At 34.6% G+C, this 12,150-nt stretch carries 12 protein-coding genes; 4 read left to right on the top strand and 8 right to left on the bottom strand.

Features of this window, described 5'->3' with window-relative positions; genetic code table 11:
- The 8 genes from QZZ51_RS16665 to QZZ51_RS13945 all read right to left on the bottom strand — a co-directional run.
- The coding region (locus QZZ51_RS16665; protein WP_366511981.1) for an energy transducer TonB at window positions 1-195 on the bottom strand (195 nt) is incomplete at its 3' end.
- Window positions 141-461 (bottom strand): hypothetical protein, encoded by a 321-nt coding sequence (locus QZZ51_RS13915; protein ID WP_291870702.1) that lies wholly within the window; start codon window positions 459-461, stop codon window positions 141-143. The genes QZZ51_RS13915 and QZZ51_RS16665, both read right to left, overlap by 55 nt.
- 166 nt (window positions 462-627) lie before the next feature.
- Window positions 628-1,119, bottom strand: a complete 492-nt coding sequence (locus QZZ51_RS13920; protein WP_291870704.1) for a hypothetical protein — start codon at window positions 1,117-1,119, stop codon at window positions 628-630.
- Between the two features lie 150 nt (window positions 1,120-1,269).
- Window positions 1,270-2,094, bottom strand: a complete 825-nt coding sequence (locus QZZ51_RS13925) for a thymidylate synthase (protein ID WP_291870706.1) — start codon at window positions 2,092-2,094, stop codon at window positions 1,270-1,272.
- Window positions 2,095-2,207: 113 nt separating this feature from the next.
- Window positions 2,208-3,665 carry a nucleoside transporter C-terminal domain-containing protein gene (locus QZZ51_RS13930; protein ID WP_291870708.1) on the bottom strand — a complete coding sequence of 486 codons (1,458 nt, stop codon included), beginning with the start codon at window positions 3,663-3,665 and terminating at the stop codon, window positions 2,208-2,210.
- 16 nt (window positions 3,666-3,681) lie between these two features.
- Window positions 3,682-4,317, bottom strand: coding sequence for a bifunctional nuclease family protein (locus QZZ51_RS13935; RefSeq protein ID WP_291870710.1), 636 nt, complete (start codon window positions 4,315-4,317; stop codon window positions 3,682-3,684).
- Window positions 4,318-4,405: 88 nt separating this feature from the next.
- A complete protein-coding gene (locus QZZ51_RS13940) occupies window positions 4,406-5,374 on the bottom strand; it encodes an electron transfer flavoprotein subunit alpha/FixB family protein (RefSeq protein WP_291870712.1) in 969 nt (322 codons plus the stop codon).
- A gap of 45 nt (window positions 5,375-5,419) precedes the next feature.
- A complete protein-coding gene (locus tag QZZ51_RS13945; protein ID WP_291870714.1) occupies window positions 5,420-6,166 on the bottom strand; it encodes an electron transfer flavoprotein subunit beta/FixA family protein in 747 nt (248 codons plus the stop codon).
- A gap of 178 nt (window positions 6,167-6,344) precedes the next feature.
- On the opposite strand from QZZ51_RS13945, the gene QZZ51_RS13950 reads away from it, so the two are divergent.
- The 4 genes from QZZ51_RS13950 to QZZ51_RS13965 all read left to right on the top strand — a co-directional run.
- Window positions 6,345-7,322, top strand: a complete 978-nt coding sequence (locus QZZ51_RS13950; protein WP_291870716.1) for a pyruvate dehydrogenase complex E1 component subunit beta — start codon at window positions 6,345-6,347, stop codon at window positions 7,320-7,322.
- Window positions 7,323-7,434: 112 nt separating this feature from the next.
- Complete coding sequence (locus QZZ51_RS13955) at window positions 7,435-9,936, top strand: DUF5686 family protein (RefSeq protein WP_291870718.1); 2,502 nt, start codon at window positions 7,435-7,437, stop codon at window positions 9,934-9,936.
- An 85-nt stretch (window positions 9,937-10,021) separates the two neighbouring features.
- Complete coding sequence (locus QZZ51_RS13960; protein ID WP_291870719.1) at window positions 10,022-10,549, top strand: inorganic diphosphatase; 528 nt, start codon at window positions 10,022-10,024, stop codon at window positions 10,547-10,549.
- A 110-nt stretch (window positions 10,550-10,659) separates the two neighbouring features.
- Window positions 10,660-12,150 (top strand): sodium-translocating pyrophosphatase (locus QZZ51_RS13965; protein ID WP_291870721.1); only part of this gene is annotated, 1,491 nt, incomplete at its 3' end.

Here is a 12,150-nt window from a genome sequence, read left to right on the forward strand (position 1 = left end):
TAATATTTTGTAACGCCCTTTGGTTTTTATGTTACCGATACTACCATCTTCGTTTATCTTAAACATGGTAGAAATTTTTCCTTGATATTCCATCTTTAGTGCCTCTTCTGGATACCTAAAATTTTGCGCAATGTGAAATTTTATTTTCTCATTAAAGCATTTTCTAGCCTTTTCATGTTGGGCATTATTTCTAATTGCTTAGTAGTATAATCATATGAGTTTTGCACAATAGTACTACTATTTCCATATTCAGAATCTACAATTGTATAGGTGGATGCTTTAGACCTGTTGAATGCTATTTCGAAATTCGAATTTGCTATTTTCGATTGTAACTTTTCCGGTTGCGAATTTATTTCCTTAGAAATTGTGACTTTGCTAGAAGGAAAAGTTGATTTTTCTTTTTTCGAATTTGAGCAGCTAACACCAATTATTATAAAAGTAAAAAATAGATTTTTTTTCATATCCAATTTTATTCTAAAGTTCTGTTTGGTTGATTATTACCGATAACGTTAAATATATGGCAAGTTGGGCAGAAAATAAGCGATTACTTTCAGTTTAGTTACAAGCCAAACCTTTAAATTTAGTACTTTATGCCCTATTTGCGATAGTCATTGTTGTAAGTAGTTTTTACCACCCATTTTGTTCTTTCAGCACTTGGTATTCTTCTTCACTCTGCATATAGAACAGCATAAAATCATCTAAATCCAACTTTGTGTTTTTTTGTCCCATATCTTTTCGGACAAGTTTCATTAATTCAAAATATGTTTTAAACTGTGACATTGAATTTTCAACCTTATTAATTTCCAATGTCCATTTTGTAAATTTCTTAAAAATTTCATCAGGCGCATAAATGAACATATCACGTTTGATTGCTAAAATCCGTTTTAACAAGTCCCTTTGCGATACTTTTTTTCCAACCTTTTCTCCATTTGTAATGTCAAAAAGAATGTAAATCAATTCCGAATACATTTGATATTTTTTGTCCGACAACTGACTTTCTACATTTCTAATTTTATCTTTTTGATGCTGAACGCGCCAAACTAGAAATGTACTTAGAGTACCTAAAATTAATAATGCTATTTCTTTAAAAGGTATTTGTTCAATGGGTATTTCGGTCATTCATTTGTGTTTTTTTAAATTATTTACAACAACTAAATATAGTTGCTAAAACCTATATTTAGTGATGATTTTTCCCTCAATTTTATTCTTAATCGTGTTTGTAGACTACTAAAAGTTAGTAGTCTAATTTTATTGTTTTTGGCAGCTATTTTAAATGGCTACAATACCTTTAATATGTGGGTGGGGGTTATAATCGCTCAACGTAAAATCTTCAAAATTAAAATCAAAAATATCTTTAACATTAGGGTTTAGGGTCATTTTTGGTAAAGGCTTACATTCACGACTAAGTTGCAATTCCACTTGCTCCATGTGGTTGTTGTAGATGTGGGCATCTCCAAAAGTGTGAATGAATTCACCGGCTTCGTAACCACAAACTTGCGCCATCATCATGGTAAATAGGGCATAAGATGCTATGTTAAAAGGAACGCCTAGAAAAATGTCTGCACTACGTTGGTATAGTTGGCAAGAAAGTTTGCCATCGGCTACGTAAAATTGAAAAAATGCATGACATGGAGGTAGGGCGGCTTTTCCATTAGCAACATTTTCAGAAAAAGATTTAGATGTATCAGGTAGCACACTAGGGTTCCAGGCAGATACTAGCATTCTTCTACTGTTAGGATTTGTCTTTAAGGAGTGTATTACTTCTTTTATTTGGTCTATTTCATCGCTATTCCAGTTTCTCCACTGGTGTCCGTAAACGGGGCCTAATTCGCCATTTTCATCGGCCCATTCGTTCCAGATTCTAACTCCGTTTTCTTGCAGGTATTTTATGTTGGTATCCCCTTTTAAAAACCATAAAAGTTCGTAAACGATAGATTTTAAATGTAATTTTTTAGTCGTAACCATAGGGAAGCCTTTACTTAAATCAAATCGCATTTGATGTCCAAAAACACTTAGGGTTCCCGTGCCAGTACGGTCTCCTTTTTGGTTTCCTGTTTCTAATACGTGTTTTAGTAAATCGTGATATTGCTTCATAGTTGGTTAACTTAATATTGGTAAAAATAGGAAAACAATTTAGGGTGTTTAGTGATGAAAAATAATTATTATTCAATAATTATTAACCACAAAAAGAGAGAGGTAATTGCGTATTACCCTAAAATCATCCCTGCAATGGTGGCGGATAATAAAGAGGCTAAGGAGCCTCCTAAAACAGCTTTTAGACCAAATTCAGAAAGTGTTTTTCTTTGCCCTGGGGCTAATGATCCAATACCACCAATTTGTATGCCTATAGATGCGAAATTTGCAAAACCGCATAGCATATATGTCGCCATTATAATAGATTTATTATATGTAAAATGCGTTGCATTTGCCATGTCTTTAAGCTCCGCTAATTGTATGTATCCTACAAATTCACTGGCTGCTAATTTAATTCCTAATAGCTGTCCCATGAGCATAATGTCTTCGTTAGCTACGCCAATTAGCCACATTAAAGGGGCGAATATGGTTCCAAGAATGGCTTCTAAAGAGAACCTTTCGTAACTTGAATTGTTGGCTACCCAATCGTTTAAACCACTTATATCACCAGTAAGTTCTAAGATTCCATTAATCATCGCAATAAAAGCAACAAAGACTAAAAGCATAGCGCCAACATTTACAGCTAATTTTAATCCTTCTGTTGTTCCATTGGCAATAGCATCTAATATGTTAGCTCCTATTTTTTCTGTAGATACTTGTACGTCGGTATTTACTTCTTCGGTCTGGGGGTAAAGTATTTTAGAAACAACTATTGCGCCAGGTGCTGCCATTACGGAAGCTGCTAACAAATGTTTTGCAAATTGTAAACGTAATATTTGGTCATCTCCTCCTAGAAACCCTATGTAAGCTGCTAGTACTGCTCCAGCAACGGTAGCCATTCCGCCAATCATTACGAGTAATATTTCTGACTTGGTCATTTTCTCCAAGTAAGCTTTAATTAATAATGGGGCTTCTGTTTGTCCTAAGAAAATATTCCCAGCAACGCTTAGACTTTCGGCACCTGAGATACCCAAAGATTTAGATAATAGCCAAGCTAAGCCCTTTACTACTTTTTGTATAATTCCTAAGTAGAATAAAACAGAGGTTAATGCAGAGAAAAATATAATAGTTGGGAGTACCTGGAATGCAAAGATGAATCCAAAGGTATCCATATCTGAAACAAGTCCCTTGAATATAAATTCACTACCCTTAGTAGTGTACTCTAATATTTCTACAAAGACTTTACCGATAGTATCAAAAACTTTTTCAACCCACCTTACTTTTAAGACTCCAATAGCAATAATAAGTTGTATACACAAACCTATTCCAACCGTTTTCCAGTTTATGGCTTTTCTGTTGGCACTAAATAAATAGGATATAAATAGTAAAACCAGCATGCCTAAAATGCCTCTCCATAGACTATGAATAGAAAAACCTGCGTTTGGCACTACTTGGATAGTAGGTGGGGTTGCGTCATTAATAATTGTAGTTTGTGTTAAAGAGGGTAGGCTATCTTGAATGCCAAGATCTTGCGAAAAAGAAGAAAAAGAAAATAAGAAAAAAACAAATACTACCCAGCCCCAAATTTTCATGTAAATCTTTTTAAAATCAATTACGTTTGGATATTTCATCCCTTAATTTAGCAGCTTTTTCGTAGTCTTCATTGGCTACTGCTTTGTTCAATTCTTTGTGAAGTTCGTCGGTAGTTAATTCTGTGTAGCCATCTGTAGCTCCGGATTCTATTTCTACAGGTTCTCCGCCTTCTTGTAAAATTTCATCAACCATTATGCTTTCGTCATTTTCCTCTTCTTTATCTTTGTCTTTAGAAGAGAATTTTAAGAAAATGCCAGCCTTATCTAGAATAGTTTTGTAAGTAAATATAGGGGCGCTAAAACGTAAAGCTAATGCAATCGCATCACTTGTTCTAGCGTCGATTATTTCTTCTATACCATCTCTTTCGCAAATAATGCTAGAATAGAAAACGCCATCCACTAGTTTGTGAATGATTACTTGCTTTATAATGATTTCAAAGCGATCCGAGAAATTTTTAAATAAGTCGTGTGTTAAGGGTCTAGGAGGTTTTATTTCCTTTTCCAGTGCTATTGCAATAGATTGTGCTTCAAAAGCGCCAATTACAATAGGCAGTTTACGATCGCCATCCACTTCATTTAAAATAAGGGCGTATGCGCCATTTTGTGTTTGGCTATAGGAAATCCCTTTTATTTTTAATCTTACTAAGCTCATAAATAATTGTAAAAAAGAAAAAGACTGTTTAAATAGATGGGCAAGCCGAATATTTAAACAGCCCTTTAAGGGCACAAATTAACAAAAATTAAGTGTTTTGCGCTTTAAATTCTTTTAATTTTTCGATGAGTTGTGGAACAACTTCAAAAGCATCTCCTACAATACCATAGTCTGCAGCTTTAAAAAATGGAGCCTCAGGGTCTGTATTTATAACTACTTTGGTTTTAGATGCGCTTACTCCTGCAAGATGTTGTATGGCTCCTGAAATACCAATGGCTATGTATAAATTACTTGCTACTGGTTTTCCTGTTTGTCCGACATGTTCGCCATGTGGTCTCCAACCAAGGTCAGAAACTGGTTTGGAGCATGCAGTAGCAGCTCCTAAAATATCGGCAAGATCTTCTATCATTCCCCAATTTTCAGGTCCTTTTAGCCCTCTACCTCCAGATACAACAATATCTGCATCTGCAATTGTAGCTTTTCCTATTACTTTATCTACTTCAATAGATTTTGTAGAAAAATCTGAATCATTTAAAGAGACAGAGAAGTCTTCTACGCTAATGGTAGTTTTGTTTTCAACAATACCGTAAGAATTGTTAGAAACGCCGATAACTTTTATATCTGTTTTTATTTCTGTTAAAGCAAAGCTTTTATTACTAAAAGTGGTTCTTTTTACAATGAAAGGGTTTGTGCTTTTTGGTGCAGCAACAACATTAGGGGCGTATCCGGCTTTTAAAGTTGCGCTAACTAATGGGGCTAGGTATTTTGCATCCGTACTAGAGCTCGTTATAATAACTTGCGCTTCTTCTGCTTTAGCTCCTTGAATAATAGCCTTAGCATAAGCCTTGGCGTTAAAACTTTGTAAGCTGTCATTGTTTATTTGAAGCACCTTGGAGACACCATATGCACCTAAAGAGTCATTCTCAGTAGCGTTTATAGATATGGCTGTTACAGTGGTTCCTAATTGTTTGGCAACTTCAGCTGCATAGGAGGCCGCTTCAAGAGCATTTTTTTTGAATTTCCCGTTTTCTGATTCTGTATATACTAAAACTGACATTTTTTTTGAATTTTCGAGTCCCAAAAATGGAACTTAGAATTTATATTAAATTACTTTAGCCTCGTTGTGAAGAAGGTTAATCAGCTCATCCACATTACTAGCGTCTACCATTTTAACAGCACCTTTAGCCGCTGGTTTTTCAAATTTAGTATCTGTAGTTGCGCTTAAAGCATCTATAGGTTCTAGAACGGTTAATTTTTTTTGTCTTGCCATCATAATTCCTCTCATATTAGGAATCTTTAAATCGGCTTCTTGTACCAAACCTTTTTGACCGCCAATAATTAATGGTAACGATGTAGAGATGGTTTCTTTTCCACCATCGATTTCTCTTTGAGCAGTAGCTTTTTCTCCTTCTACTTCAAGGTTTATGCAAGTGTTTACAAAATTCATATCTAATAAAGAAGCTAGAATACCAGGAACCATTCCTCCGTTATAATCTATAGATTCTCTACCTGCTATTACAAGATTGTATTCTCCTTTTTTGACAACTTCTGCTAACTGTTCGGCAACAAAAAAGCCATTGGAAGGTTCTGCATTTATGCGTATAGCTTCGTCTGCTCCAATCGCAAGAGCTTTGCGAATGGTTGGTTCTATTGTAGCCCCCCCAACGGATACTACATGTACTGTAGCTCCTTGTTTCTCTTTAAACCACATGGCTCTTGTAAGTCCAAATTCATCATTTGGGTTTATAACAAACTGCACACCATTGGTGTCGAATTTTGTGTCACCATCCGTGAAATTGATTTTGGATGTAGTGTCTGGTACGTTACTTATACAAACTAATATTTTCATCTAATAAATCGGCTTTTAAAAATGATAAGGCTAAGATAGTTATTAATTTTCAAATTTACTATGCATGCATAGTAAATTTATAACTTTTTTTGATTATTATGGTTCTTATTTTGATATATAATTTCCTATTTTTGCATGCCTTTAGGTTATTTAATTAAGGAATTTTATTGTTATAAATATGAAGACACTACAATTTAGAGAAGCAATAGCTGAAGCTATGTCCGAGGAAATGAGAAGAGACGAGTCCATTTATCTAATGGGTGAAGAGGTTGCTGAATATAATGGCGCTTATAAGGCTTCTAAAGGAATGTTAGATGAGTTTGGTCCTAAGAGAGTTATAGATACCCCGATTTCTGAATTAGGTTTTGCTGGAGTAGGCGTAGGTTCTACAATGACAGGGAATAGGCCTATTATAGAATTTATGACATTTAATTTTGCTTTGGTAGGAATAGATCAGATTATAAATAATGCAGCTAAAATTAGACAAATGTCTGGTGGTCAATTTCCTTGCCCAATTGTATTTAGGGGCCCTACGGGGTCAGCGGGTCAATTAGGAGCTACGCACTCTCAGGCTTTTGAGAGTTGGTTTGCTAACTGTCCAGGTTTAAAGGTGGTAGTCCCTTCTAATCCTAAAGATGCTAAAGGTTTGTTAAAAGCAGCAATAAGAGATAATGACCCTGTAATATTTATGGAGTCAGAGCAAATGTATGGGGATAAAGGAGAAATGCCAGAAGGAGAGTTTGTTATTCCATTAGGAGTTGCAGATATTCGCAGAGAAGGCTCAGATGTTACTATAGTTTCTTTTGGTAAAATTATTAAAGAAGCAGATAAAGCAGCGGATGAACTAGCTAAAGAAGGCGTTAGTTGTGAAATTATAGATTTACGTACAGTTAAGCCATTAGATTACAAAACGGTGTTAGATTCTGTGAAGAAGACAAATCGTTTAGTTATTTTAGAAGAAGCTTGGCCTTTTGGAAATGTAGCTACAGAAATTACATATCATATTCAATCGCATGCATTTGATTATTTAGATGCACCAATAGTTAAGATAAATACAGCAGACACCCCAGCACCTTACTCTCCAGTATTATTAGAAGAGTGGTTGCCAAACTATAAAGATGTAGTAGTGGCCGTTAAAAAAGTGTTATATAAATAAAATAAACGCTTATTTTTTGTAAAAGTATTATAGCTTCGCCAACTGATCAGTCGGTGAAGCTTTTTTATTGGTATGCTTTTTGTTTGTACAGGTAATTAGAATATAAAATTAAATGAAAAAAATAGTTTTTTTATTGTTGTTTTTTACAGCAATATTTGGGTATTCTCAAACCAAAGTATCAGGGGTTGTTATAGATGATTTGGGAGAGCCAGTAGCATTTGCTAATGTATTATTTAAAAACTCTACAGAAGGTACCATTACCAATGATAATGGCAGGTTTTATATGGAATCTGAAAATGCTTATAAAACACTAATCGTTTCTTTTATAGGGTATGAGAACAAAACTATTGCTTTATCTAGTAAGGTAACTTATGAGATGAAGGTGGTTTTAGAAGAGTCTACGGAGCAATTAAACGAAGTTGTTCTTATTGCAGGGAAACAATCTAAAAAGAATAACCCTGCGGTCGATATTTTACGTAAAATATGGGCAAAGAAAAGAGAAAATGGAGTTCGTAAGTTTAAGCAGTATGCTTTTGATAAATATGAGAAAGTCGAGTTCGATTTAAATACAATCGATAGCGCTTTAATGAAGCGTAAAATTTTTAAAGGATTAGAATTTGTTTTTCAAGATTTAGATACATCAAGAATTACAGGGAAAACCTATTTGCCTATATTTTTAAACGAGACCTTTTCTAAGGTGTATGGGGATAATACTACCAAGCAGGAAAAAGAAGAAGTTCTGGGGAATAAAAACTCAGGCTTCGATAATAATCAAGCTATAATAGCCTTTGTTAAAGATTTGTATCAAGATTATGACATATACGATAACTACTTAAAGTTTTTTGACAAAAGTTTTACTAGTCCACTCTCTAGAACGGGAGTAGATACCTATAATTATGCATTAAGAGATAGTGCTTATATAGATAATAAATGGTGTTATAATATTGTGTATTATCCTAGGCGTAAAAACGAACTTACTTTTAAAGGGGATTTTTGGGTTAACGATTCTACCTATGCTATTAAAAGTATAAATTTAGAAGTAACTAAAAGTGCTAATATAAATTGGGTAAAAGAGATTTATATAGAACAAGATTTTGATGTAGTAAACGATTCCGTTTTTCTTTTGAAAAGAGATTATATGTTGAGTGATTTTAGTTTTAAAAAGAAAGAAAAATCCAAAGGTGTTTACGGGAAAAGAACAACAGTATACGACGGGTATGTGTTCGACAAAGAGAGGTCAAAAGATTTCTATAAAACCGACGGCAATCCCTTCGACCCCGAAGTTGTTGTAAAAGATGATGCCTTTTGGGCGAAGAATAGATTAGAATCTTTAAATAAAGATGAGTCCGGTATATACAAACTGTTAGATACTTTAAAGACCGTTCCTAAATTTAAATCGTACTACAATGTAATTAGTATTCTAGGGTCTGGTTATGTAGAGATTGATAAATGGAATATGGACATTGGTTCTGTGTACGATGTTTTTGGGTTTAATGATGCAGAAGGGCCTAGGCTTCGTTTAGGAGCAAGAACATATTATGGGCCTAATGATCCATGGCGTATAGAAGGGTATGCCGCATATGGTTTTAAAGATCATAAGATGAAGCATGGAATATCGGCTAAATTTTTATTAGATAATAAAAGCAGGCTAATTGTTTCTGGGGGTAATAGAAGAGATATAGAGCAACTAGGAGTTAGTTTAACAGCAACTAATGATGTTTTAGGTAGAAGCATAGCATCTTCTTCATTACTTACGGTAGGAGCAAATAATAGACTTACCAATATTAACCTAAGTGCGCTAAGCGTCGAAGCAGAACCGTTAACTAATGTTAGAGTCTCCGTTGGTGGAACTTTTAGAACGTTAAGCTCTGCTTTGCCTAATGATTTTAGTTTAGACTATGTAAATCTAGAAAGCTCTGGCGGAATATCCTCAGAGGTAAGGCAGTTCGATTTTAATACCATTCTAATTTATACGCCAGGGAAGAGAACAATAGGTCACGGAGTAGAAAGAAGAGATATTAATGATAATTATAGCACACTTTTGTTGAATTACACCAAAGGCTTAGAAGGAGTTATGAATAGTGATTTTAACTATAGTAAACTGCAGTTCTCTTATAGTCAGCCATGGCAAATAGGCGGTTTTGGGAGATTGTATAGTACGCTTGAGGTTGGAAAAACTTTTGGAGAAGTGCCATTAGGTTTGCTAAATGTTATTCCAGGGAATCAAACCTTATTTTCAAATTACGGAACCTTTGCAAATTTAGATTTTTACGAATTTATAACAGATACATATGCAGCCTTGCATTTAGAACATAATTTTAATGGGAGACTATTTTCTAGAATACCATTAATTAGAAAGTGGAATTTAAGAGAGATTGTTGGTTTGCGTGGTGTTTGGGGAGACCTTTCAGATGGGAATATAACCCTTAATTCCCCTGCGAATGTGAATACACCTCTATTGGCTCCATCACAAAAAATATATTATGAATATTCTTTTGGAATAGGTAATATTTTTAAAATATTTAGAATAGATTTTAATTTCAGAGGCAATTATTTAGATGCGCCAGAAGCAAGGCCATTTAGTGTTACGGGTTCTTTTGGATTCAAATTTTAAAAAAAATAATTTACAATTAATACAATTTCATTAACGAGCTCACGTTCATTTGTTAACTTTGCACATGAAAAAAATAACTAAAAAAATGGCTGAAAAGAAAAATATAACTTTTGATGTTTTAATTGAAATTCCAAAAGGAAGTAGAAATAAATATGAGTATGATTTTACCTTAAATAAAATTAGATTTGATAGAATGCTTTTTTCTTCCATGATGTATCCTGGAGATTATGGTTTTGTACCCGAAACATTAGCATTGGATAGTGATCCTTTAGATGTTTTAGTGTTAGGGCACCAACCAACATACCCAATGGTGGTAATGGAGGTAAGGCCAATTGGAGTTTTCCATATGACAGATGAAAAAGGACCAGATGAAAAAATAATCTGTGTGCCTGTTTCTGATCCAATTTGGAGTAATAATAATGATATAAGCGATTTAAATCCACATAGATTAAAAGAAATTGAACATTTCTTTAAAGTGTATAAAGATCTTGAGAAAAAGAAAGTTGATACTGGCGGATGGGGTAATGCTGAAGAGGCTATTAAAATTTACCATGAATGTGTGCAACGTTACGATAAAAGTGACCATAAAAAGAAACGTACATTCACAATCTAAACAGTTGAAAATCATAAAAAAAGCCGCTTTTAATTTTAAAAGCGGCTTTTTTTATAGTTATCGATTTCATACATTTACTATCAATGTAACTAACAAACTGATAATAGAATATGGAATTAATTGTAAATTATTTATGGGCCTTTGGGATTTTGGCCCTGATTTTTGTCGGAATTAAAAATGCATGGGTCTCTAAGCAAGACGTTGGTGATGAAAAAATGGCACGTATTGCAAAAAATATAGCAGAAGGAGCCATGTCCTTTTTAAAAGCCGAATACAAAGTTTTAGCAATTTTTGTGGTAGCAGTAGCTATCTTATTATATTTTAAAGGCGCTGCAGAAGCAGGGTCTAGTGGAATGGTGGCGGTGTCCTTTATTATAGGAGCTATCTGTTCTGCTTTAGCAGGTTTTATTGGTATGAAAGTAGCAACTAAAGCCAATGTTAGAACAACGCAAGCGGCTAGAACATCTTTAGGGAAAGCATTAGAAGTTGCTTTTGCAGGTGGTGCTGTTATGGGGTTAGGAGTTGTAGGTCTAGGAGTATTAGGGCTCAGTGGTTTGTTTATGGTTTATCAAAATATGTGGCCTGGAGCAGATAATTTAACATTGGTATTAAATGTCCTTTCTGGCTTTTCATTAGGAGCGTCATCTATTGCGTTATTTGCGCGTGTTGGTGGTGGTATTTATACAAAGGCTGCCGATGTTGGTGCCGATTTAGTAGGTAAAGTTGAAGCTGGTATTCCAGAGGATCATCCATTAAACCCAGCAACTATTGCAGATAATGTAGGTGATAATGTGGGTGATGTAGCCGGAATGGGAGCCGATTTATTCGAGTCGTACGTAGGTTCTATTATTGGTACAATGGTATTAGGGGCTTTTATTATAACTCCTAATTTCGATGGTTTGGGTGCGGTGTATTTGCCCTTGGTATTGGCGGCAATCGGAATTTTAATGTCCATATTGGGAACCTTTTTTGTGAAAGTAAAAGATGGTGGAAACCCACAAACAGCTTTAAATATTGGCGAATTTGGTTCCGCAGGGTTAATGGTTGTAGCTTCTTATTTCATTATTAATGCTTTAATTCCTGAATCTCATGCCGAATTACCTTTCGGAGCTATGGGTGTGTTTTGGGCAACAATTGCCGGTTTAGTTGCTGGTTTAGGTGTTGGTAAAATAACAGAATATTATACAGCAACTGGGAAAAAACCAGTAATGTCTATTGTAAAACAATCAGAAACAGGAGCTGCAACAAATATTATAGCAGGTTTAGGTGTAGGTATGATGTCTACAGCAATTCCTATTCTTTTAATAGCAGCGGCTATTATGGTTTCGCATCATTTTGCAGGTTTATATGGTATTGCTATTGCTGCAGTAGGTATGTTAGCAAATACAGGTATTCAGTTGGCTGTGGATGCTTATGGTCCTATTTGTGATAATGCAGGTGGTATTGCTGAAATGGCAGAATTACCAAGTGAAGTACGTGAACGAACAGATAAATTAGATGCTGTAGGAAATACAACAGCCGCTGTAGGTAAAGGTTTTGCAATAGCCTCAGCAGCTTTAACTGCTTTAGCTTTATTTGCTGCCTTTATGAAAACTGCAAAT

It is taken from the genome of Maribacter sp. (assembly GCF_016744255.1).
Taxonomy (GTDB): domain Bacteria; phylum Bacteroidota; class Bacteroidia; order Flavobacteriales; family Flavobacteriaceae; genus Maribacter_B.

Bases quoted from the DNA above. Each gene is read 5' to 3' on its own strand.
- QZZ51_RS13915 (WP_291870702.1), bottom strand. From the start codon at position 461: ATGAAAAAAAATCTATTTTTTACTTTTATAATAATTGGTGTTAGCTGC.
- QZZ51_RS13920 (WP_291870704.1), bottom strand. From the start codon at position 1,119: ATGACCGAAATACCCATTGAACAAATACCTTTTAAAGAAATAGCATTA.
- QZZ51_RS13925 (WP_291870706.1), bottom strand. From the start codon at position 2,094: ATGAAGCAATATCACGATTTACTAAAACACGTATTAGAAACAGGAAAC.
- QZZ51_RS13930 (WP_291870708.1), bottom strand. From the start codon at position 3,665: ATGAAAATTTGGGGCTGGGTAGTATTTGTTTTTTTCTTATTTTCTTTT.
- QZZ51_RS13935 (WP_291870710.1), bottom strand. From the start codon at position 4,317: ATGAGCTTAGTAAGATTAAAAATAAAAGGGATTTCCTATAGCCAAACA.
- QZZ51_RS13940 (WP_291870712.1), bottom strand. From the start codon at position 5,374: ATGTCAGTTTTAGTATATACAGAATCAGAAAACGGGAAATTCAAAAAA.
- QZZ51_RS13945 (WP_291870714.1), bottom strand. From the start codon at position 6,166: ATGAAAATATTAGTTTGTATAAGTAACGTACCAGACACTACATCCAAA.
- QZZ51_RS13950 (WP_291870716.1), top strand. From the start codon at position 6,345: ATGAAGACACTACAATTTAGAGAAGCAATAGCTGAAGCTATGTCCGAG.
- QZZ51_RS13955 (WP_291870718.1), top strand. From the start codon at position 7,435: ATGAAAAAAATAGTTTTTTTATTGTTGTTTTTTACAGCAATATTTGGG.
- QZZ51_RS13960 (WP_291870719.1), top strand. From the start codon at position 10,022: ATGGCTGAAAAGAAAAATATAACTTTTGATGTTTTAATTGAAATTCCA.